The organism is Streptomyces sp. NPDC060366, from assembly GCF_042725135.1.
Classification (GTDB): Bacteria; Actinomycetota; Actinomycetes; order Streptomycetales; family Streptomycetaceae; genus Streptomyces.
This window is the reverse complement of the sequence record NZ_JBHXDC010000003.1, coordinates 459,190-481,708: the sequence shown is the minus strand read 5'-3', so window position 1 is coordinate 481,708 and position 22,519 is coordinate 459,190. Positions and strand designations below refer to the sequence as shown.

Here is a 22,519-nt window from a genome sequence, read left to right as displayed (position 1 = left end):
CAGGAGGACGGAACGAGGTAACCGGCGCTCTCTGCCCTGACTGCGTCGATACCTCCTCACGGCCCTCGCGGCCGTAGCAACTCCGGGCTGCGGTGCCGGACGGGCTGAGGGTCCCGTCCTGGCGCCGCGGCCCGTGGGTGTCCCAGGGGCCGCCGGCGCGACAGGCCGGGCAGGCGCGGGGCGGCGGACTCAGTGGGTCTCGGTGACCTTGGCCAGCGCGCGCGGGGCGTCCGGGTCCTGGCCGCGGGCCAGGGTGATCTCGTACGCCAGCCGCTGGAGCGGCAGGATCTCCAGGACCGGCTGAACCTCCTCGGCAACGCCATCCGTAGGAAGGGCGAATCCCGCCGACGCGGCGGCCACCTCCGGCTCCGGCCCGACGACGCACAGGTCCGCGCCCCGGCCGCGCAGCCGTTCCAGGACCGGCTGGAGCGCCGCGCCGCCCCGGCCGTCGGTGACCACGGCGATGACCGGCGAGATGTTGTCGACCATGGCGAGCGGGCCGTGCAGCAGGTCCGCGCCGGAGTAGGCGAGCGCGGGGATGTAGCTCGTCTCCATGAGCTTGAGCGCCGCCTCCTTGGCCGTCGGGTAGCCGTAGCCGCGTGAGGTGATGACCATCCGCTCGGCGAACCGGTAGCGGGAGGCCAGCGTGCGCACCTCGTCCGCTCGGGCCAGGATCCGCCCTGCCAGATCCGGCAGGACGTTCGCGGCCTCCCCGGCGCCGCCGTCCAGGCCCTCGACGAGGAGGTAGAGCGAGAGCAGGGAGGCCGTGTACGTCTTCGTGGCGGGCAGGGCCTTCTCCGGGCCCGCGAGGACGTCGATGTGGAACTCGGACACGGCGGCCAGGGACGAGTCCGGGTTGTTGGTCACGGCGAGCGTGATCGCCCCCGCCGCGCGGGCGGCCCGGGTGGAGGCGAGGAGGTCGGGCGAGCCGCCCGACTGGCTGACCGTGATCACCAGTACGTCGCGCAGGTCGGGACGGGCGCCGAAGGCCGTCGTCGTGGACATGGAGGCCAGCCCGCAGGGCATGCCCCGGCGGATCTCCAGCAGGTACTTGGCGTAGAGCGCGGCGTGGTCGGAGGTGCCGCGTGCGGTGAGCAGGACGAAGCGCGGACCGCGCGCCGCGATCCGGGCGGCCACGTCACGGATGCGCGGCGCGCCCTCCTCGAGGATGCGGCGCAGCATCGCCGGCTGCTCGGCCATCTCGGCGGCCATCAGCCGGCCGGGCGGGTCGGTGTGCGCGAGCTGTACGGCCTCTTCGGAAGGGTTCGTCGCGGACATGCCGGGGTGCCTCCACATCGCTGGAGATGACCGGGGGACGGCGCCCACGGGGCCCGGACAAGTCGACCACGGGAACGCCCGCACCCGCCAGCGGAAGAGGCCGCCCCGCCGCCCGGCGCTCTGCTAGATTGGTCTATACCACGAGACTCAGAGGACTCTTACCAGATCGGCAGGCCCAGCGTGGAAGTTGTCATCGTCCAGGACGCCAAGGCGGGCGGCGAGCTCATAGCGGAGAGCATCGCGGGCCTGCTGCGCCGTAAGCGCGACGCCCTGCTCGGGGTGGCCACGGGATCGACCCCGCTGCCCGTCTACCAAGCACTGACCGCCAAGGTGCGCGCCGGCGAGGTGGACGCCTCGGGCGCCCGCATCGCGCAGCTGGACGAGTACGTCGGCCTGCCGGCCGGGCACCCGGAGTCGTACCGCTCGGTGGTCCTGCGCGAGGTCGTCGAACCGCTCGGGCTCATCGAGGACGCGTTCATGGGGCCGGACGGCGCCGCCGAGGACGTACAGGCGGCGTGCGAGGCGTACGACCGGGCGCTCGCCGAATCCGGCGGCGTGGACCTCCAGTTGCTCGGCATCGGTACCGACGGGCACATCGGCTTCAACGAGCCGTGCTCGTCGCTGGCCTCGCGCACCCGCATCAAGACGCTCACGCGGCAGACCCGCGAGGACAACGCCAGGTTCTTCGACAGCCCGGACGAGGTCCCGCACCACGTCATCACGCAGGGCATCGGCACGATCCTGGAGGCCCGGCACCTGGTGCTGCTGGCCACGGGCGAGGGCAAGGCCGAGGCGGTGGCACAGACCGTGGAGGGGCCGGTGGCCGCCGTCGTACCCGCCTCCGCGCTGCAACTGCACCCGCACGCCACGGTGGTGGTCGACGAGGCCGCCGCGTCCAAGCTGAAGCTGGCGGAGTACTTCCGCGCCACCTACGCCGCCAAGCCGGACTGGCAGGGCATCTGACGGGCTCTCCCGGAACACCGGGCGGGCGAACGCCGGAGGGGCCGCACCACGCGGCCCCTCCGGCGTTCGCGTACTCGCGCCTTGCTCAGGCCTCCCGGCCCGTCAGTACCTCCGCCGCCGCCCGGCCGCAGACGCGCGCGGCGCCGTACGTGGCGATGTGCGGGCTTCCCGTGGGCTCGGCGTGGTTGACACCCATCTCCACCACGGCGGTGCCCGGACGGGCGGCGAGGATGCCGTCGAGGACGGCCGCCATCCACGCGTGCCGGTGGATGTCGCGTACGACGGCGACGATCCTGCGCTCCCCCGCCGCGGCCAGCACCTCGGCAGCGGTGTTCTCGCCGCCGTAGGTGCCGGTCTCCGTGCCGGGCAGCAGCGCCGTCAGTTCGGCCGCGACGCCCCAGGGGGTCTCGTCGCCGACGGCGATGTTCGCGACGGGCGCGAAGGAGGCGACGTACGGCGCCTCCTGAAGAGGTTCGACCGTGCCGGTCACCCGCAGGGCGCGGCGCGCGGCGACCAGCCCGATGTCGGTGCCGGTGCTGCCGATGCCGGGCGCGGTCCCCTCCTGTACGGCCGCGCCCGGCCCCGAAGCCCCCCTCACCCGGAGCGTCCAGTCGGCGAGGGCGCGTACCCGCGCCGCCGCGTCCGCCAGTCGCTCCTCGGGCAGTTCGCCTTCCCGTACCGCGTCGACCAACGCGTCGCGCAGTCGCAGGACGGTCTCCTCGTCGGCCAGCCCGCCGCCGACGCAGATCGCGTCGACGCCCGCGGCGATCGCGAGGACGGAGCCGCGCTCGATGCCGTACGTCGACGCGATGGCCTGCATCTCGATGCCGTCGGTGACGATCAGCCCGTCGAAGCCCAGTTCCTCCCGGAGCAGACCGGTGACGATCTGCGGGCTGAGAGTCGCGGGGCGGTTCGGGTCGAGCGCGGAAAGCAGGATATGCGCGCTCATCACCGATTTGGAACCCGCGGCGATCGCCGAGCGGAAAGGCGCCAGTTCACGGGCGTGGAGCGTGTCGAAGTCCGCATCGATGCGGGGCAGCGCGTGGTGGGAGTCGACGGCCGTGTCGCCGTGTCCGGGGAAGTGCTTGGTGCAGGCGGCCACCCCGGCGGACTGGAGACCTTCCACATAGGCGGCCGTGTGCCGGGACACGAGCGCCGGGTCGGCGCCGAAGGACCGGACGCCGATGACGGGGTTGTTGACGTCGGAGTTGACGTCGGCGGACGGCGCCCAGTTGAGGTTGACGCCGCACGCCGCGAGCCGGCTGCCCAGCTCGCGCGCCACGGCCCGTGTGAGGTCCACGTCGTCGACGGAGCCGAGTGCGTAGTTGCCGGGGAAGGACGAGCCGTCGCGTACTTCGAGACGGGTGACGTCCCCGCCCTCCTCGTCGATGGCGACGAGGACGTCGTCCCGCTCGGCCCTCAGCTGCGCGGTGAGCGCGGTCAGTTGGGCCGGCGAGGTGATGTTGCGGCCGAAGAGGCCGACGGAGGTCAGCCCTTCGCCGATGCGCCGCAGCAGCCAGTCCGGCGCGGTGGTGCCCCGGAAGCCGGGCTGGAGAACGGCGAGGGCGTCGCGGGTCAGGGTGTCGGAGCTGTGGGTGAGAGTGGTCATACGGCGCTATCCCTTTACTGCGCCGGATGTCAGACCGGTCGCCATCTTCTTCTGAATGATCATGAAGAACACCACCACGGGCAGGGCGATCAGGGTGGAGGACGCCATCAGCGCCCCGTAGTCGGTGCCCCGCTCGGTGGTGAAGGTCATCAGCCACACGTTGAGCGTGTACTTGGAGTTGTCGTTGATCAGGATGTACGCGAAGAGGTACTCGTTCCACGCGTTGACCAGCGCGAAGATCGACGCCGCCGCGAGGCCGGGGGCCAGCAGGGGGAAGATCACCCGCCGGAAGGCGCCCATCCGCGTACAGCCGTCGACCATCGCCGACTCCTCGAGCTCCACCGGGATGTTCACGACGAAGCCGCGGATCATGATGATCGCGAACGGCAGCGTGGACACCAGGTAGACGACGATCAGGCCCCAGTACTCGTCCAGACCGCCCATCGCGTTGAGCTGCGCGTAGATCGGGATGAGCATCGCCGTGGGCGGCAGCATCTGTACGAGGATCAGCACCATCAGCAGCGCGCGGCGGCCGAAGAATCTGAACCGGCCGATGGCGAGCGCCGCCAGCGTCGCGATGACCATGCCGCCGACGACCGCGGTGACCGAGACGATCAGGCTGGACTGGACGGCGGTCGAGAAGTTCGGCTGTTCGACCGCGCGGGCGAAGTTGTCGAAGGTGAGCGACGACGGCCACAGCGTCTGGTCGTAGGAGCGGATCTCGTGGTTGGGCCGCAGCGAGCTGATGACCAGCCAGTACACCGGGAACGCCATGACGACGGCGAACAGGAGACCGAGCACGTCGTAGACGCCGCGGCTCTTCTTGCGGTCCGGGCGCAGCTTCTGCTTGACGACCGCCGGGGGCGTGGCCGGAACGGGCGCGGGCGCGGTGGAGGTTGAGGTGCTCATTCGACCTCTCCTGTCTTCATCAGCTGACGCAGGTAGAACACGGCCACGCCGGAGAGCAGCAGGACGGTGATCAGGGCGATCGCGGTGCCCTGGCTGAAGGAGGTGGACTCGAAGGCCTTGGAGAAGGAGTAGAGGCCGAGGGTCTCGTACTCCGGTTCGGGCTTGTTGCCGCGCAGCAGCCAGATCTGGCCGAACACGTTGAAGTCCCAGATCACCGAGAGCGTGGTGACCATGACGAAGACCGGGCGGATGACGGGCCAGGTGACGTAGCGGAAGATGCCGCGGACGTTGGCGCCGTCGAGGGCCGCCGCCTCCTCCAGTTCCCGGGGGACCTGGGTGAGGGCCGCGTACAGCGTGATCACGACGAACGGGACGGCGCCCCAGACGACCAGCAGGGTGATGATCGCGAAGCCCTGCCAGGGGTCGAGGAACCAGTTGTGGCCGAGGAAGTCCTCGCCGACGACCTTGGCTATCAGGGTGTTCAGCAGGCCGTAGTCGGAGTCCGACAGCCAGCGGAAGATCGAGGCGGCGACCATCAGGGGCATCGACCAGGCGGCGATCAGCGCCGCGGTCAGGGTCAGGCGCACCCAGGTGGAGAGCCGGGTCATCATCATGGCGACCAGCAGGCCGATGGCCATGGTGAGGCCGACACAGACGGCCATGAAGAGGACGGTACGGCCGGTGACGGACCAGAATTCGCTGTCACCGAGGATGTTCGTGAACTGCTCGAAGCCCACCCAGGGGGGCGACTCCCCCGTCCACAGCTCGCGCCGGCCCATGTCCTGGAAGGACATGATCACGGTCTTGGTGAGCGGGAAGGCGTAGACCGCCGCGATGGCGAGGATCGCCGGGAGGATCAGCAGGAACGGGAGGAGTTCGCCCTTCTTGCGGCGTCTCTTCCCGGTGGCCTTGACCGTCCCGTTCCCGGGGGTGGGCCGGCCGTCTGTCCCTTTCGGGTCACGCGGTACCGGGGGCGCCGGTGGTCCGGCGGCCTCCTGCGTGTCGGCAGCAGTCACGTGACTGACCTTCCGTTTCGTTCTCCGCAACGAATCCGCGCCCGATAAGGGCGGGGAGCGGGGGCCCGGTGGTGACCGGACCCCCGCCCCCGCAGACCCGCCGACGGGCCTCCGGGGGCGGGGGCGCCGGAGGCCCTGGCGTTGAGGACCCTTGGGCCGGGGACTCGTGTGGCTCAGGCCCCGGCCCTGGGACTCCTGGGTCAGGACTCTTCGTTGATCAGTTCGTTGATCTTCGCGTCGGCTTCCTTCGTGGCGTCGGCCACGGAGTCACCCTTGAGGATCGACAGGAGCATGTTCTCCAGGACCTCCTCCTTCTCGATGGAGGTCCAGCCGGGCGCGATCGGGGTGAACCACGCGTCGGGTACGGCGTTGGCGATCGGAGCGGTCTCCGGCTTCGCCTTCAGCGGCTCCAGCTGCTTCTCGTTGTTCGGGAGGATGTTCTTGCCGGCGAGAACCTCCATGGACTTCTCGCTGGTGAATATCGAGACCCAGTCCTCGGCCAGGTCCTGGACCTTGGACTTGCTGGTGATCGCCAGGTCGGAGCCGCCGATGAAGGAGGGCAGCGCCTTGCCGTTCGGGCCGGGCATTCCGGCGGTGAGGATCTTGCCCTCGAGCTTCGGGTTGCCGTTGTTCTTGCCGTCGATGACGGAGCCCGACTCCCAGCCGTTGCCGTAGATGAGGGCCGCCTTCTCGTTGGCCATCACGTTGGCGTGGTCCTGCTCGTCCTTCGTCTGGTCGGCCTTGTTGTACTTCTTGACCAGGTCGATGAAGTGCTGGATGCCCTTCTGCGCCTCGGGCGAGGAGAGCGAGGCCTTCCACTCCTTGGCGCCCTCGTCGTACGTGGCGATCGCGCCGTCGTACGCGGCGACGTAGGACATGGCGGCGTACCAGTAACGGCCCGGCAGGTAGAGGCTGGAGGAACGCTTGTCCTTCTTGCCGTTCTCCGCGGCGATCTTGTCCATCGCCGCGAGCATCTCGTCCTCGGTCTCCGGCAGCGTGTCGAGGCCGGCGCCCTTCTTGAGCATGTCCGTGTTGTAGATGGCCACTCGCGCACCGGCGTAGTAGGGCACGCAGTACTGCTTGCCCTCGAAGGTGCAGGTGTCCTTCAGTCCCTGGATCCAGGTGTCCGAGTTGTCGTACTTCTTGGGATCGACCTCGGCCACCGCGCCGTTGAGGATGTACTGCATCGTCTCGGTGTTGCCGAGCTCGACGACGTCCGGGAACTTGTCGCCACCGAGGGCGGTGTCGAGCTTCTTGGCCTTGTCCGCCCACTGCTGGTACTGGACATTGACCTTGACGTTCGGGTACTTCTCCTTGAACTGCGCGTTGACATCCTTGACCAGTTCCGGCCAGGTGCTCTGCGCGTCCACCATCAGCCAGACGGTGACTGTGTCCTTACGGTCTTTCGGGTCCTTCGCCGAACCGCTGTCGTCCGATCCACACGCCGCGACCGAGAACATCATGCCCGCGACGCCGATCGCCGCGATGAGCTTGCGCTTCACGCCACCCTCCTCAGGGATTCCTGCAACCCCCTCCCCACCGCGAAGACTTACGACGAGTACCACCGGGGCTGGGACCTGGTCTTTAATGGTTTAGACCAGTACGGGGAGCTTGGCCTAGACCTTTAGGGGTGTCAAGGGTGTATAAGAGGGCTGTCGTGTCCGTTATCGGACCGACACCTGGATCGGGGAGACGACCCGCGACCGGACCGTGCCACCATGTGAGCCGCAACAGACGGAGGAGCCGGTGACGGCAGCAGCGCAGGAGTCGGGAAGGCAGACCATGGCCACGGACGGGGGCGGCACCGAGACCGAGAACGGGGCGGCGACCCGTACCGCACGCGTGCCCAAGTACTACCGGCTGAAGCGGCATTTGCTCGACATGACGGAGACGCTGCCGCCGGGCACGCCCGTACCGCCGGAGCGCACCCTGGCGGCCGAATTCGACACCTCGCGCACCACCGTGCGCCAGGCGCTCCAGGAGTTGGTCGTCGAGGGCCGGCTGGAGCGGATCCAGGGCAAGGGCACGTTCGTGGCCAAGCCCAAGGTGTCGCAGGCGCTCCAGCTCACCTCCTACACCGAGGACATGCGCGCGCAGGGCCTGGAGCCCACCTCGCAACTGCTGGACATCGGCTACGTCACCGCCGACGACACGCTCGCCGGACTCCTCGACATCACCGCCGGCGGGCGCGTGCTGCGCATCGAACGGCTGCGGCTGGCGAGCGGCGAGCCGATGGCGATCGAGACCACACACCTTTCGGCCAAACGCTTCCCCGCGCTGCGCCGTTCGCTCGTCAAGTACACCTCCCTCTACACGGCGCTGGCCGAGGTGTACGGCGTGCACCTCGCGGAGGCCGAGGAGACGATCGAGACGTCGCTGGCGACACCGCGCGAGGCGGGGCTGCTGGGGACGGATGTGGGCCTGCCGATGCTGATGCTCTCGCGGCACTCGATCGACACCGCCGGGGAGCCCGTGGAGTGGGTCCGCTCGGTGTACCGGGGCGACCGGTACAAGTTCGTGGCGCGGCTGCGCAGACCGACCGACTGACACCGGCCGGCCGACTGCCGAAATCGGCGGAAGCCCACGTCAAAGGGCATGTTCGGGAACCGACGCAGGAGTACGGAACGCACACTGTTGCCGTACCGATATGCGGACGGGGGGTGACGCGTGCCGAAAAGGTCCCCTAGATTTCCTGCGAGTTTCAGCAGGTGATCCAGTGAGGGGACGACTCGCCATGCCAGAGCCGGCACAGCCAAGTTCCGCACCGAAATCGTCCGGGCGTCTCACGCCGAAGTCGATCGTCATATGGGCGCTCGTCGCTCTGGTGGGCGCGGTCGCCTGGGGTGTCCTCGCGCTGTCGCGCGGTGAGGAGATCTCCGCGGCCTGGATGCTGGCCGCGGCACTCGGTTCGTACGCGATCGCCTACCGCTTCTACTCCAGATTCATCGCCCGGCGGGTCCTGAAGGTCGACAAGACACGGGCCACACCCGCCGAACGGCTCGACAACGGTGTCGACTTCCACCCCACCGACCGGCGCGTGCTCTTCGGCCACCACTTCGCGGCCGTCGCGGGCGCGGGACCGCTCGTCGGGCCGGTGCTGGCCGCGCAGATGGGTTATCTGCCGGGCACGATCTGGATCGTCGCGGGTGTCATCTTCGCGGGCGCGGTCCAGGACATGATCACGCTGTTCTTCTCCACGCGCCGCGACGGCCGTTCGCTCGGCCAGATCGCCCGCGACGAGATAGGCCCGTTCGGCGGCGCCGCCGCGCTCATCGCGGTCTTCCTCATCATGATCATCCTGCTGGCGGTGCTGGCACTGGTCATCGTCAACGCGCTCGCCGACTCGCCGTGGGGTGTCTTCTCCATCGCGATGACCATCCCGATCGCGCTCTTCATGGGCGTGTATCTGCGGGTGATGCGGCCGGGCAAGGTCAGCGAGGTCTCGCTCATCGGCGTGGCGCTGCTGCTGCTCGCGATCGTGGCCGGCGGCTGGGTCGCCGAGTCGTCGCTCGCCGACACCTTCACGCTGGAGGCCGGCACGCTGGTCATCTGGATGATCGTGTACGGCTTCCTCGCGTCCGTACTGCCCGTCTGGATGCTGCTGGCGCCGCGCGACTATCTGTCGACCTTCATGAAGGTCGGCACGATCGCGCTGCTGGCCATCGGTGTGGTCGTCGCGATGCCGACGATGAAGATGGACGCGGTCACGGAGTTCGCGAGCCGCGGTGACGGTCCGGTCTTCGCCGGATCGATGTTCCCGTTCGTCTTCATCACGATCGCGTGCGGCGCGCTGTCCGGTTTCCACTCACTCATCTCCTCGGGCACCACGCCGAAGATGGTGCAGAAGGAGACCCAGATCCGGATGATCGGGTACGGCGCGATGCTCACCGAGTCGTTCGTCGCGATCATGGCGATGATCACGGCGTGCATCATCGACCCGGGTCTGTACTTCGCGATCAACTCCCCCGCCGGAGTCATCGGCGGCACGGTCGAATCCGCCTCCCAGGCGGTCGCCAACCTCGGCTTCACGATCTCGCCGGACCAACTCGCCCAGGCGGCGAAGGACGTCGAGGAGTCGAGCCTGCTGTCCCGCACCGGCGGCGCGCCGACCTTCGCGCTCGGCATGGCGGAGATCTTCTCGTCCGTCATCGGCGGCGCGGGGATGAAGGCGTTCTGGTACCACTTCGCGATCATGTTCGAGGCGCTGTTCATCCTGACGACGGTGGACGCCGGTACGCGCGTCGGCCGCTTCATGCTCCAGGACATGCTCGGCAACGTGTACAAGCCGATGCGCCAGGTCAGCTGGAAGCCGGGCGTCTGGTTCGCCAGCGCCGTGGTCGTCGGCGCGTGGGGCTACTTCCTCTGGGTCGGCGTGCACGACCCGCTGGGCGGCATCAACCAGCTCTTCCCGCTGTTCGGCATCGCGAACCAGCTCCTGGCGGCGGTGGCGCTCGCCGTCTGCACGACGCTGCTGGTGAAGTCCGGACGGCTCAAATGGGCCTGGGTGACGGCGGTTCCGCTGGCCTGGGACGCGGCGGTCACGCTCACCGCGAGCTGGCAGAAGATCTTCTCCGAGGACCCGAAGGTCGGCTTCTTCAAGCAGCGCGAGGTCTACCAGACGGGCATCGACAACGGCGAGGTGCTCCCGCCGGCGAAGACGATGGACGACATGCACACGGTCGTCACCAACTCGACGGTGGACGGCGTGCTCTGCGCGCTCTTCGCGATCCTGATCATCGTGGTCATCGTGGACGCGGGACGGGTCTGCTACAAGGCGATCCGGCACCCGGAGAGCGTGAAGCTCTCGGAGACGCCGTACGTGAAGTCGGAACTGGTCGCACCGGCGGGCATGTTCCCGACGAAGGAGGAGAAGGCGGAACTGGCGGCGGCGGAGGCGAAGGCGTCCGCCGGGGCGGGTGCGGGGACGGGCTCGTCATGACCTCCGCGGCGAAGGTGCGCCACGCGGTGGGCCGGATCCGCTGGTACGTACGGGAGTTGACGGGCGAATCGGCGTACGACCACTACGTGGCCCACACCCGCGCCTGTGACCCGACGGCGGAGCCTGTGACGCGCCGGGCCTTCGAACGGAGCCGCATGGACGCGCGCGAGGCGGACCCGAGGGAAGGGTTCCGCTGCTGCTGAGCGGTGACTGAAGGGCCGCCGTTCCCCTGCGGGGAGTGGCGGCCCTTCGTCGTGCGGGGTCAGTGCGGCCGGTCCTCGTCGTGTCGCACACTGCATGGATGGATCAGACGACACGGCCGGCGACCGACTTCACCATCAGAGCGGCCGAGCCCGCCGAGTACGACGCGCTCGGCGAGATAACCGCGCGCGCCTATCTGGACGACGGGCTGCTGGACTTCGGGGATGGGGACCCCTATCTGGCGACCCTGCGGGACGTCGCGGCGCGTGCCGAGGGGGCCGAGGTGCTCGTAGCCGTCGGCGGGGACGGGCGCGTGCTCGGTGGGGTGGCCCACGTCTCCGGACCGTCCGCGTGGGCCGATCTGGCCGGGGACGGGGAGGCCGAGTTCCGGATGCTGGCCGTCGCGTCCGCCGCGCGCGGGCGGGGTGTCGGCGACGCGCTGGTACGGGAGTGCGTGGCCCGCGCACGGGCCACCGAGGGGTGCGTACGGGTGCGGCTGTCCACCCAGAAGGCAATGCTGGGCGCCCACCGGATCTACGAGCGCCTGGGCTTCGTACGGACCCCGGAGCGCGACTGGTCTCCCGTCCCGGGGCTGTCCCTGCTCACCTACAGCCTGGAAATCTAAGGCGTTTCGGGGTCGATCCAGGGCAAGGCTGAACACCCACGACACAACATGTGGGGGGTGCCGTCGCCAACGAGCCCCACATGTATGCTCAAGTCTGCTGTCGCCGCAGGAGAATCCGGTGGAAATCCGGAACTGTCCCGCAACGGTGTGCTGTGGTGCGCTTTGTCGCGCCCGTGAGTCCGAGCACCTGCCGACGGCGCATCCGGCTCGACCGATCCGGGTGCCGAGACGTCCGGGCCCCGAGGCTGGGCCGGTGGACGCCGCGCCGCGCGCTGCCCGTTTCCGGGACGGCGTACGCGGGCGTGCGCCGCCGTGCCCCCTTCCTCGTGGCCCAGAGCCGAGCGAGGGAGAGCACCACGTGACCATCGCGCCAGCCGATCCGGCTTCAGCGATCTCAGAGCGGGGACGGGACACGGCCGTACCGGCCGACGGACCCGGTACGAGCCTTCTGCGGCTCCTCACCGACCTCACCGCCGACCTCGCCGACACCGACCCCGGCCGGGTCGCCGCCGCCGCGCTCCGTGGCCGCAACGCCGCCTCGGACGAGGCCGAGTTGCGCGAACTCGCCACCGAGGCCGCCGCCGGGCTCATCTCCGAGGACCCCGCGTACTCCCGTCTCGCCGCCCGCCTCCTCACCCGCACCATCGCGGACGAGGCCGCCGGCCAGGGTGCCGTCTCCTTCTCCTCCTCGGTCGCCGTGGGCCACGCGCAGGGTCTGATCGCCGACCGTACGGCCGCGTTCGTCACCCGCCACGCCGCCCGCCTCGACGCGCTCTTCGACCCCGCCGCCGACGACCGCTTCGGCTACTTCGGCCTGCGCACCCTCTTCAGCCGCTATCTGCTCCGGCACCCGATCAACCGCGATGTCATCGAGACGCCGCAGTACTTCATGCTGCGCGTCGCGTCCGGGCTGGCCAAGGACGACTCCCCGGCCGCCATGGACGAAGTCGCCGCGCTGTACGGCCTGATGAGCCGGCTCGACTACCTTCCCTCCTCACCCACGCTCTTCAACTCCGGCACCCGCCACCCCCAGATGTCGTCCTGCTATCTGCTGGACTCCCCGCTGGACGAGCTGGACTCCATCTACGACCGCTACCACCAGGTGGCGCGCCTCTCGAAGCACGCGGGCGGCATCGGCCTCTCGTACTCCCGTATCCGCGCCCGCGGTTCACTGATCCGCGGCACGAACGGGCACTCCAACGGCATCGTCCCGTTCCTGCGGACGCTGGACTCCTCCGTCGCCGCCGTCAACCAGGGCGGCCGGCGCAAGGGCGCGGCCTGCGTCTACCTGGAGACGTGGCACGCGGACATCGAGGAGTTCCTGGAGCTGCGCGACAACACCGGCGAGGAGGCGCGCCGTACGCACAATCTGAACCTCGCGCACTGGATCCCCGACGAGTTCATGCGCCGGGTCGACGCGGACGGCGACTGGTCGCTGTTCTCGCCCTCCGACGTGCCCGAGCTGGTCGACCTGTGGGGCGACGACTTCGACGCGGCGTACCGGGCGGCCGAGGCGGCGGGCAAGGCTCGCAGGACCATCCCGGCGCGTGAGCTGTACGGCCGCATGATGCGTACCCTCGCGCAGACCGGCAACGGCTGGATGACCTTCAAGGACGCGTCGAACCGTACGGCGAACCAGACCGCCGAGCCCGGCGCCGTCGTGCACTCCTCGAACCTCTGCACCGAGATCCTGGAGGTCACGGACGACGGCGAGACGGCCGTCTGCAACCTCGGCTCGGTCAACATCGGCGCGTTCGTCACCGAGGGCGGCGAGCTGGACTGGGAGCGGCTGGACGACAGCGTCCGCACCGCCGTGACCTTCCTCGACCGGGTCGTGGACATCAACTTCTACCCGACCGAGCAGGCCGGCCGCTCCAACGCCAAGTGGCGCCCGGTGGGCCTGGGTGTGATGGGCCTCCAGGACGTCTTCTTCAAGAAGCGGCTGCCGTTCGACTCCGCCGAGGCCGCGGCGCTCTCCACCCGTATCGCCGAGCGGATCATGCTGGCCGCGTACGAGGCGTCCTGCGACCTCGCCGAGCGCGAGGGCCCGCTGCCGGCCTGGTCGAAGACCCGCGCCGCGCGCGGGGTGCTGCACCCGGACCACTACGACGTGGAGCTCAACTGGCCCGAGCGGTGGGATGCGCTGCGGGCGCGCGTCGCGAAGACCGGTATGCGCAACTCCCTGCTGCTCGCCATCGCGCCGACGGCCACCATCGCCTCGATCGCCGGGGTGTACGAGTGCATCGAGCCGCAGGTCTCCAACCTCTTCAAGCGCGAGACGCTGTCGGGCGAGTTCCTTCAGGTCAACGCCTATCTGGTGGCCGAGCTGAAGAAGCTCGGCGTGTGGGACGCGCAGTCCCGCGAGGCGCTGCGCGAGTCCAACGGCTCGGTGGCGGGCTTCGGCTGGATCCCGGCCGAGGTGCGCGAGCTGTACCGCACGGCGTGGGAGATCCCGCAGCGCGGCCTGATCGACATGGCGGCGGCGCGTACCCCGTTCCTCGACCAGAGCCAGTCGCTGAACCTGTTCCTGGAGACGCCGACCATCGGGAAGCTCAGCTCGATGTACGCGTACGCCTGGAAGAAGGGGCTCAAGACCACGTACTACCTGCGGTCGCGCCCGGCGACGCGGATCGCCCGCGCGGCGAAGTCGCAGCCGGTGGCCGCCGCCGTACCCGTACCCGCACAGATGGCGCCGGACGCCGACGCCGTCGCCTGCTCCCTGGAAAACCCCGAGTCCTGCGAGGCCTGCCAGTAATGACCAACCCTGCCGTAGAGAAGAACCTGCTCGACCCGGGCTTCGAACTGACCCTGCGCCCCATGCGCTACCCGGACTTCTACGAGCGCTACCGGGACGCGATCAAGAACACCTGGACGGTCGAGGAGGTCGACCTCCACTCCGACGTCACCGACCTCGCCAAGCTCTCCCCGGGCGAGCAGCACATGATCGGCCGGCTGGTCGCGTTCTTCGCGACGGGCGACTCGATCGTCTCCAACAATCTGGTGCTGACGCTCTACAAACACATCAACTCCCCCGAGGCTCGGCTCTATCTCTCGCGCCAGCTCTTCGAGGAGGCCGTGCACGTCCAGTTCTACTTGACGCTGCTCGACACCTACCTCCCGGACCCGGCGGACCGCGCGGCGGCGTTCGACGCGGTCGAGGAGATCCCGTCGATCCGCGAGAAGGCGCAGTTCTGCTTCAAGTGGATGGACTCGGTCGAGAAGATCGACCGCCTGGAGTCGGCGGCGGACCGGCGCCGCTTCCTACTGAACCTGATCTGCTTCGCGGCCTGTATCGAGGGCCTGTTCTTCTACGGAGCGTTCGCGTACGTCTACTGGTTCCGCTCGCGCGGCCTGCTGCACGGGCTGGCAACCGGCACCAACTGGGTCTTCCGCGACGAGACGATGCACATGAACTTCGCCTTCGAGGTCGTGGACACCGTCCGTAAGGAGGAGCCGGAACTCTTCGACGACGCGCTCCAGCAGCAGGTCACCGACATGCTGAAGGAGGCGGTCGAGGCGGAGCTCCAGTTCGGCCGCGACCTGTGCGGCGAGGGCCTGCCGGGCATGAACACGGAGTCGATGCGCGAGTACCTCCAGTGCGTCGCGGACCAGCGCCTCCAGCGCCTGGGCTTCGCGCCGGTGTACGGCTCCGAGAACCCGTTCTCGTTCATGGAGCTGCAAGGCGTCCAGGAACTGACGAACTTCTTCGAACGCCGCCCGTCGGCGTACCAGGTGGCGGTGGAGGGCACGGTCGGCTTCGACGACGACTTCTAGAAAGCGCCCTTCGTGATATCCGGGCCCCGTGGAACGCTCCACGGGGCTCGGGCACGATGACCCCATGTTTCATACCCCCCTCCCCGCAGGTGAGGGCCTTCAACTCCGCGAATGGACCGATGCGGACGTCCCCGCCCTGTCGGCGCTCTTCGACGATCCCGAGATGGACCGCTGGACGCCGCTGCGGGCGCCGTTCGACGAGGCGGCGGCGCGCGCGTATGTGACCCGCGCCCACGAACGCCGGGCGACGGGCCAGGCGCTCCAGCTCGCCATCACGACGGACGGGCACACTCCCATGGGCGAGGTGCTGCTGTTCGTTGCGGCGGGGGACGGCTCCGAGGTCGAACTCGCCTACGGAATCGGCGCCCCGTACCGCCGCCGGGGCCTGGCGTCCCGAGCGGTACGCCTGATGCTCCCGCACGCGTTCCACGACGCGAGAGCCCGCCGCGCGGTGCTCCGGATAGAACCGGCCAACGCGGCGAGCGCGGCGGTGGCGCGTGCGACGGGCTTCCAACTCACGGACGAACCACTGGTGGTGAGGGAGAGCGGGCCGCGAAGCGTGACACTCCAGACGTGGGAACAGCGACGCGGCGCCCCGTACTGATGACGGGTGTACGGCCCGCGGACCGTGACCGGGGTCGTACGGTCCGCGTTGGATGGTGAACTACATTCGCACATCGGTACGTTGGGGTGTGAGGCGTATGGGAACCGGCAACATTCCTCTCCTTCACCTGCCCCTAACTCCGGACATAACGTCATCTGGGTTGAAGCAGGGTAGATATCGCATCATCCTTGGCCCATGGAACTCGCCTCCGCCGCCGTCGACATGCCCATCACGGGTGACTACGCCTACGACTGGGCCTTGATCGACGTGGAGACGTCGGGCCTCATGGCCAGGCGGGACCGGGTGTTGTCCATCGCGGTGGTGACGATCGGACCGGACGGCGAGCAGACCGATGAGTTCTCGACGCTGCTCAATCCGGGATGCGATCCGGGGCCGGTGCACGTCCACGGACTGACCGCCGACCGGCTGTCGGGTGCGCCGACCTTCGCTCAGGTCGCCGGGCGGATCGGGTCCTTGCTCCAAGACCGGGTACTGGTCGCCCACAACGCCCAGTTCGACTACGACTTCCTGGCCTACGAGTTCGCCCGTGCGCGGATGTGGCTGCCGGTTTCCCAGCGGCTCTGCACCCTGGCCCTCAACCGTCAGGTGGATCCACCGACGGACGATATGAAGCTGGGCACCTTGGCCGCTCACTACGGGGTCCCCCAGACACAGGCACATGACGCCCTGGACGACACCCGTGTGCTGGCCGGAATCCTGCGGGCGTCGCTGCGCGAGGCGGCGCGGCTGGACCTGCCGTTACCGCTGGTCGCCTGCCCGCCCCGGGCGGAGTCCCAGTTCACCCCGCGACCGCCCAAGACACCTTGCGCGTACCGGAACCCGGGACGGCTGACCCCCGGCGGTCCGCTCCGGCAAGGGATGAAGATCGCGATAACCGGTGAGACCGGGCACGCCCGGGCCGAGTTGGCCGGGCGGGCCGTCGCCGCCGGGCTGAACATGGTGACCTCGGTCAGTCGGCACACCAGCGCGCTGGTCACCAACGAGCCGCTGTCCGATTCGGCCAAGGCACGGCGCGCGGCGGCCGAAGGGGTGCCGGTCATCGACGAGCCCACTTTCCTGCGGATGCTGACCGACGTACAGACCGGAACAGCGCATGAGGCGACGGCCGCCGCCGTGACATCCGCTCCGCTCAAGGAGCCCACAACACCACAAGCCGTTCCCGCTCCTCGCCAACCGGCAGGCCCGGCCGGCACCTTGGACGGAGCGCTGGCAGGGCGCCGGGTTCTGGTTCTTGGCGGCGTCCATGCCGACGCCGCCGCGGCTCGCACCCGCGTCGTCGATCTGGGCGGTTCAGCGGCGGTCAACCTGTCGGCCAGCGTGACCGACGTCGTCCTCCTCGCCGACGGTGAGAGAGACCGCCGCATGAGCCGCATCACGGCTCTTGAGCTCCCCGTGCACGACGAGCACTGGCTCACCGCGCCGACTGCCGCGGCGCAGGGCAGCACGACTGTCCGGCCGCAGGACCCGCACGTGCTGCCGATGGGGGGTGTCATCGACCTACCCATGCCGCACGGCACGCCTGCGGCCGAGTGGCATCTCACCGCAGGCTGGGCCCCGCAGACAGACTGCGAGATCGACGTCGTCGCCTTCGCCCTCGACGAGGACGAACAGGTCACCTTCGACGGGGACTTCATCTTCTACGGCGCCCCGGAGAACCCGGCCGGCACCGTGCGGCTCCTCACGGGCGGCCCCGCGGAACAGACCATCGCCCTCGACCTCGCGTCCATGCCGCCCGCGACTCGCAAGGTCGTCGTCGCGGCGGCCATCGACGGCGCCGCGACCTTCGGGACGGTCGGCGCCATCCAGATCGGTGCCGCGCCCGGCAGTGGCGGCTCACCCATCGCCAGGGCAACCCTGGACGCCGCCACGACCGAACGCACCGTGCTCCTCGCAGAGATCTACCGCAGAGGCCCGGTCTGGCGCCTGCGCGCCGTAGGGCAAGGCTACGACCACGGCCTCGACGCACTGGCGCGCGGATACGGGGTCGACATCGCCGACTGATCGCCCTCGGCAACGCCGCATAGGCTGCCCGCCATGAGCAACATGCGGGTTCGTGCGCGTACGCGGCTGGTCGTCGTGGGAGTCGCCGTTGGGGTTGTCGGGGCCGGGCTCGGGATCAGGGTTGTCGCCGAAGGAGACGTCGCCAAGTACGGCGGGGTCGCGCTGTACACCGTCCTCGTGTACGTCCTTGTCGTCCTGGCCGCTCCCCGCGTGCGGCCCGTCGTCGCGGGCGCCGGCGCGTTCGCGTTCAGTTGCGCCGTCGAGTTCCTTCAGCTCAGCGGGGTGACCGAAGGGCCGGCCGAGCGGAGTGCGGTCGTGCGGCTCGCGCTCGGCTCGACCTTCAATGCGCCTGACCTGCTGTGGTACGCGATCGGTGCAGCGGTGGCCGCGTCGGCGCATACGTGGGTGAGCGGCCGGCGGGCGGCTCCGGAGCGCCGTCCAGGTGCTCCGCGCGCCGCAGTTGGCGGTCGATGGCGCGGTCCCTGATGTACCCGATGAGACCGGGAAGGGCGAGAAGGCCGAAAAGGGCAAGTACGACGAGGTAACCACCGATTGCGTTCATGCCTCCACTGTCGTCGTTCCGTGCAAGAAAGAGCAGTGGCAGGACTGTCATGAACCATCGAATTACTGCCACACTGCTCCCATGCTGAAAAACGTCGCGGTCGTCCTGCTCGACGGTGTGCACCCCTTCGAGCTCGGTGTGCTCTGCGAGGTGTTCGGACTCGACCGCAGCGCGCAGGGACTGCCCGTCTACGACTTCGCCGTCGTCTCCGCCGAGGGCCCCGTCCTGCGTACGCACGCGGGATTCACCATCTCCGCGCTCCAGGGCCTCGACCGGCTGGAGGAGGCCGATCTGATCTGCGTACCGGCCGGGGACACGTACGTTGTCCGGGACTACCCGCCCGAGCTGCTGGACGCGCTGCGCCGGGCCGTGGAACGGGGCGCGCGTGTGCTCAGTGTCTGCGCGGGCGTGTTCACCCTCGGCGCCGCCGGGCTGCTCGACGGGCGCCGTTGCGCCACCCACTGGATGCACTCCGCCGAACTGGCGGAGGCGTATCCGCTGGCCGACGTGCAGCCCGACGTGCTGTACGTCGACGACGGGCCGGTCGTCACCTCCGCCGGCACGGCCGCGGGCATCGACGCCTGCCTCCATGTCGTACGCCAGGAGCACGGCCCCGAGGTCGCCAACGCGATCGCCCGCCGCATGGTGGTCCCGCCGCACCGCGACGGCGGGCAGGCGCAGTTCATCGAGCGCCCGCTGCCCACCGCGTGCGACACGGTGGGCGGGGTCCTCGCCTGGATGGAGCGGCATCTGGACAGCGAGATGACCGTCGAACAGCTCGCGGAGCGCGCCCACATGTCGCCCCGCACCTTCGCGCGCCGTTTCCAGCAGGAGACGGGCACCACCCCGTACCGCTGGCTGCTGCGCCAACGCGTGCTGCTGGCACAGGAGTTGCTGGAGGGGACGGACGAGACGGTGGACGCGATCGCCGGCCGGTCGGGCTTCGGCAACGCGGCGGGGTTGCGGCACCACTTCCTGCGCACGCTCGGGACGACCCCGAACGTCTACCGGCGCACGTTCCGGGGCCCCACGCGCGTCGCGTGAGGCCCCGGTCCGAGACGGCGTCGGAGGATCAGTGGGTCAGATCCCGCCGTCAGATCCCGCAGCTCGGCGCGGACCAGAAGCGGCCCGAGCGGTGGTCGACGTGCGCGTGGTCGTTGTGGCCGGGGTAGCCCGGGCCGAGAATGCCGTTGAAGCCGTGGTTCCGCGCGTTCTGGGCCAGGGCGCACAGCGTGTGCGGTCCGGACCCGATGTCGGCGGCGTCACCGTACAGATGGCGGCTGCCACTGGCTCCGCCGACCGCGTTGTTGCACGCGTGCGAGCGGAATCCGCTGGTGACACGGAGCGGCTGGTCGCCCATCGCGTGCCGCATCGCCTCCAGCTTCCACATGGTGCGCAGGGCGTTGGACTTGGCCGTCGCCGCGCTCACCGCGCCGCCCGACCAGTCGGAGTTGCAGTTGTTGAGCTCGGCGTAGGTGAAGTGGATCGGCGTGCAGTCGTTGTCCTGGAGCTCGTAGATCTTGTTGAAGGTGGCGGGGCCGGCGACCCCGTCGGCGGCGAGCCCGTACGCGGACTGGAAGCGCTTGACCGCGGCGGCCGTGGCCGGTCCGTACGCGCCGTCGATGCCGAGTACGGCACCGTTGCCCGCGTGGCCGGCCACGCGGATCTGGAGCTGGGTCACGGCGGCGCCGCTGGACCCCTGGGAGAGGGTGCCGGACCAGGTGTAGCAGCCGTCGGCCTGAGCAGGGCCGGCGGTGACCACCGCACCCGCCCATGCAAACGACAGGGTCATGACAAGGCTGAGCAGAAGTCTTGAGGTACGTCGGAGCATCGGGTCTCCAGATTCGAGGCGAGATGTACGGCAGAGAGTGGCGCAAGGGTCGACGCGCGTCAACCCGTCCCCGAACAGGGCCACTTGTCGAACCAATGGCGACGGGGGCACCGCTCCACCTCCTGTCCGGCGCGACGACGCGGGCCCCGTTCCGGATGTCCGGAACGGGGCCGCTCAGTCGTCAGGTGCAGGAGGTCGGCCGGCATCGGTCAGCGGTGCCGGGCCACCGCCCGGGCAGCACCGACCGCGTGCCGGGCCCAAGTGCCGCGTCCGGGCGATCAGGCGTTCGGCACGGTCTCGTAGCGGGGCGTGCCCTCTTCCATCTGCCGCAGCGCGTCCTTGCGGTCGCGCTTCGAGAGCCGGTCGATGTACAGGTATCCGTACAGATGGTCCGTCTCGTGCTGGAGGCAGCGCGCGAAGTAGCCCGTGCCGCGCACCTTGATCGGCTTGCCGTTGACGTCCTGGCCCCGGACCACCGCGTAGTCGGGCCGCGCCAGCTCCGCGTACGCCGTCGGGACGGACAGGCAGCCCTCGTTGCCGTCCTCCAGATTGCGCGCCTCGGGCGGGAGTTCGTCCAGCACCGGGTTGCACACGACGCCGACGTGCCGCACGCCGTCGTCGTCCGGGCAGTCGTAGACGAAGACCTTCAGGTCCACGCCGATCTGGTTGGCGGCCAGGCCCACGCCCTCCGCCGTCCGCTGGCTGGCGAACATGTCGTCGACGAGTTCGGCGAGCTTGTCGTCGAACTCGGTGACGTCCCTGGTCTCCTTGTGCAGGACCGGATTGCCGACGACGGTGATCGGGCGGGACGTGCCGCGCTCGCGGTACGCCAGCTCACGCGCCTCCGCGTCCTGCGTGTCGACGACGAACCCCTCGTCGTCCACGATGCCCTCGCCGCCCGCGACGAACCCGTCCCCCCGCTCCGCCTGGGAGGCCCCGCCCTCGGTCTTCTGGTCCGTCTCCTGCTGCGCCATGTCCGCAGTACGCCTTCCTCGGTACCCGCTGCTGCCTGTACACCGCTGCCTGCGCGATGTGCCCGTACAGCCTACGGCCCGCCATGGCGCCGTCCGCCGCCCTGCCCGAGATCCGGCCCGCCCGGGGCCCGCCGCGGCTCGCTCACGGCCCACCCACTGCCCCCACAGCACCCACCGCCCTCGCGCCGCGGCCGCGCGTCAGCAGACCTCTTCGAGGTCCCGCCACTCACGTGTGTCCGGGCTGTCGGCCACCCAGCCGTCGAGCAGACCCCGGACCAGTCCGGGCGGCGCGGCTATGCCGCACTCGCGCTCGGGCACCCACAGCTCGCCCTCCGTACGATGCCCGAGCGGCCCCGGATGTCCCGGCTCGCTGTGGTCGTGCGGATCGAGATGTTCGCCGTCGCCCTCGGCGCTCGGCATCCGGCTCTCCGAGCAGGCCCGGCAGAGCAGCCGTACGGAGGACGACCAGTCCTCGGCGGCGAAGCCCGCGTCGGCCGCGAGCCGCTCCAGGGCGTCCCGGTCGGATTCGGTCGCCGCTTCCAGCAGCACCACCCAGGTCGGCACGGGCGACGGGGCCCACAGCTCGATCTCGTCGAAGACCGGGAAGGCCCGCGCGGCGCCGCTCGAACCCGCGGCGGTCGTGCGCTCGCCGTTCGGCACACCGTCGTGCAGGACGACCTCGCCCCAGCGGCGGCCCGACGACGGCAGCGGAATGGACAGGATCTCGATCCGGGCCGGGTCGAGCCTGCGGCCCCAGACGACCTCGGCCTCGCCCTCGGGCGAGAGCCGGACGGCCGCGCTGCCCAGCTCCATACCCACGGGCTCACCGGTCGCCGCGGCCGTGTACTGATTGCCGGGCACCTTCAGGCCGTACGCCTGCCAGGCCCGCCGGGCCAGCGGCCAGTCCTGGAGCGCGGTGGCCGCGATCCCGACGTTCCACCAATCGGGTGCCCCGGCCTCCTTGTCGAGCAGCGCGACGGCACGCAGCCCGGCGGCCCGCGCCTGCTCCCAGTCGTGCCGGAACTTGTGCAGCAGAGCCAGGTTGAACCAGGACTCGGAGAGCCAGGGCTCCAGATCCGCCGCGCGCGTGAGCAGCGCACCCGCGTCCTCGTACCGTCCGTCGCCGATCAGCGTGAACGCGCGGTCGGTGGCCTGCCGCCACGAGGCGGAGGGCCGATGCCGTACCTTCCCGAAGATCTTCACGATTCCCGC

At 69.8% G+C, this 22,519-nt stretch carries 19 protein-coding genes and 1 riboswitch; of the genes, 11 read left to right on the top strand and 8 right to left on the bottom strand.

Annotated elements, in window-relative coordinates; genetic code table 11:
* Positions 1-189: 189 nt before the first annotated feature.
* The gene (locus ACFWHU_RS11090; RefSeq protein ID WP_385799874.1) at positions 190-1,278 is read right to left on the bottom strand and encodes an SIS domain-containing protein; all 1,089 of its coding nucleotides are present in this window, start codon (positions 1,276-1,278) and stop codon (positions 190-192) included.
* Between the two features lie 180 nt (positions 1,279-1,458).
* Between ACFWHU_RS11090 and nagB the strand changes: the two genes are divergently transcribed.
* Positions 1,459-2,241 (top strand): glucosamine-6-phosphate deaminase, encoded by a 783-nt coding sequence (gene nagB / locus ACFWHU_RS11085; protein WP_387224665.1) that lies wholly within the window; start codon positions 1,459-1,461, stop codon positions 2,239-2,241.
* Between the two features lie 85 nt (positions 2,242-2,326).
* Here nagB and ACFWHU_RS11080 read toward each other — a convergent pair whose 3' ends face one another.
* From ACFWHU_RS11080 to ACFWHU_RS11065, 4 genes are all read right to left on the bottom strand, one after another.
* Positions 2,327-3,850 carry a glycoside hydrolase family 3 protein gene (locus ACFWHU_RS11080; RefSeq protein WP_387224664.1) on the bottom strand — a complete coding sequence of 508 codons (1,524 nt, stop codon included), beginning with the start codon at positions 3,848-3,850 and terminating at the stop codon, positions 2,327-2,329.
* Between the two features lie 6 nt (positions 3,851-3,856).
* Positions 3,857-4,759: a carbohydrate ABC transporter permease gene (locus ACFWHU_RS11075; RefSeq protein WP_385799870.1), complete on the bottom strand. Its 903-nt coding sequence runs from the start codon at positions 4,757-4,759 to the stop codon at positions 3,857-3,859.
* Entirely contained in the window at positions 4,756-5,775 is a 1,020-nt protein-coding gene (locus ACFWHU_RS11070) for a carbohydrate ABC transporter permease (RefSeq protein WP_385799868.1), read from the bottom strand. Before ACFWHU_RS11070 ends, ACFWHU_RS11075 begins: the two co-directional genes overlap by 4 nt.
* Positions 5,776-5,975: 200 nt before the next feature.
* On the bottom strand, positions 5,976-7,277 hold the full coding sequence (locus tag ACFWHU_RS11065) for a sugar ABC transporter substrate-binding protein (protein WP_387224663.1): 1,302 nt from the start codon (positions 7,275-7,277) through the stop codon (positions 5,976-5,978).
* 280 nt (positions 7,278-7,557) lie between these two features.
* On the opposite strand from ACFWHU_RS11065, the gene ACFWHU_RS11060 reads away from it, so the two are divergent.
* The 10 genes from ACFWHU_RS11060 to ACFWHU_RS11015 all read left to right on the top strand — a co-directional run bounded on the left by ACFWHU_RS11060 (position 7,558) and on the right by ACFWHU_RS11015 (position 19,546).
* Positions 7,558-8,322, top strand: a complete 765-nt coding sequence (locus ACFWHU_RS11060; RefSeq protein ID WP_078075156.1) for a GntR family transcriptional regulator — start codon at positions 7,558-7,560, stop codon at positions 8,320-8,322.
* A 187-nt stretch (positions 8,323-8,509) separates the two neighbouring features.
* Positions 8,510-10,714, top strand: coding sequence for a carbon starvation CstA family protein (locus tag ACFWHU_RS11055; RefSeq protein ID WP_387224662.1), 2,205 nt, complete (start codon positions 8,510-8,512; stop codon positions 10,712-10,714).
* Positions 10,711-10,917: a YbdD/YjiX family protein gene (locus ACFWHU_RS11050; RefSeq protein ID WP_385799865.1), complete on the top strand. Its 207-nt coding sequence runs from the start codon at positions 10,711-10,713 to the stop codon at positions 10,915-10,917. The genes ACFWHU_RS11055 and ACFWHU_RS11050 overlap by 4 nt, the downstream gene beginning before the upstream one ends.
* A gap of 98 nt (positions 10,918-11,015) precedes the next feature.
* The gene (locus ACFWHU_RS11045) at positions 11,016-11,540 is read left to right on the top strand and encodes a GNAT family N-acetyltransferase (RefSeq protein ID WP_385799864.1); all 525 of its coding nucleotides are present in this window, start codon (positions 11,016-11,018) and stop codon (positions 11,538-11,540) included.
* A 77-nt stretch (positions 11,541-11,617) separates the two neighbouring features.
* Positions 11,618-11,750: riboswitch (cobalamin riboswitch) on the top strand.
* 148 nt (positions 11,751-11,898) lie between these two features.
* Positions 11,899-14,295, top strand: a complete 2,397-nt coding sequence (locus ACFWHU_RS11040) for a ribonucleoside-diphosphate reductase subunit alpha (RefSeq protein WP_387224661.1) — start codon at positions 11,899-11,901, stop codon at positions 14,293-14,295.
* Positions 14,295-15,314 (top strand): ribonucleotide-diphosphate reductase subunit beta, encoded by a 1,020-nt coding sequence (locus tag ACFWHU_RS11035; RefSeq protein ID WP_387224659.1) that lies wholly within the window; start codon positions 14,295-14,297, stop codon positions 15,312-15,314. Before ACFWHU_RS11040 ends, ACFWHU_RS11035 begins: the two co-directional genes overlap by 1 nt.
* A gap of 64 nt (positions 15,315-15,378) precedes the next feature.
* Positions 15,379-15,918 (top strand): GNAT family N-acetyltransferase, encoded by a 540-nt coding sequence (locus ACFWHU_RS11030; protein WP_385799859.1) that lies wholly within the window; start codon positions 15,379-15,381, stop codon positions 15,916-15,918.
* Positions 15,919-16,113: 195 nt separating this feature from the next.
* Positions 16,114-17,940, top strand: a complete 1,827-nt coding sequence (locus ACFWHU_RS11025) for a TerD family protein (protein ID WP_387224658.1) — start codon at positions 16,114-16,116, stop codon at positions 17,938-17,940.
* 33 nt (positions 17,941-17,973) lie between these two features.
* The gene (locus tag ACFWHU_RS11020; RefSeq protein ID WP_387224657.1) at positions 17,974-18,426 is read left to right on the top strand and encodes a DUF2809 domain-containing protein; all 453 of its coding nucleotides are present in this window, start codon (positions 17,974-17,976) and stop codon (positions 18,424-18,426) included.
* A 157-nt stretch (positions 18,427-18,583) separates the two neighbouring features.
* Entirely contained in the window at positions 18,584-19,546 is a 963-nt protein-coding gene (locus ACFWHU_RS11015; RefSeq protein WP_385799852.1) for a GlxA family transcriptional regulator, read from the top strand.
* 49 nt (positions 19,547-19,595) lie between these two features.
* On the opposite strand, the gene ACFWHU_RS11010 is transcribed toward ACFWHU_RS11015, so the two are convergent.
* The 3 genes from ACFWHU_RS11010 to ACFWHU_RS11000 all read right to left on the bottom strand — a co-directional run bounded on the left by ACFWHU_RS11010 (position 19,596) and on the right by ACFWHU_RS11000 (position 22,510).
* The gene (locus tag ACFWHU_RS11010) at positions 19,596-20,333 is read right to left on the bottom strand and encodes a D-Ala-D-Ala carboxypeptidase family metallohydrolase (RefSeq protein ID WP_385799851.1); all 738 of its coding nucleotides are present in this window, start codon (positions 20,331-20,333) and stop codon (positions 19,596-19,598) included.
* Positions 20,334-20,611: 278 nt separating this feature from the next.
* Positions 20,612-21,307: a peptide deformylase gene (def, locus tag ACFWHU_RS11005; protein WP_385799849.1), complete on the bottom strand. Its 696-nt coding sequence runs from the start codon at positions 21,305-21,307 to the stop codon at positions 20,612-20,614.
* A 198-nt stretch (positions 21,308-21,505) separates the two neighbouring features.
* Positions 21,506-22,510, bottom strand: a complete 1,005-nt coding sequence (locus tag ACFWHU_RS11000) for a tetratricopeptide repeat protein (protein ID WP_385799887.1) — start codon at positions 22,508-22,510, stop codon at positions 21,506-21,508.
* Positions 22,511-22,519 lie beyond the last annotated feature (9 nt).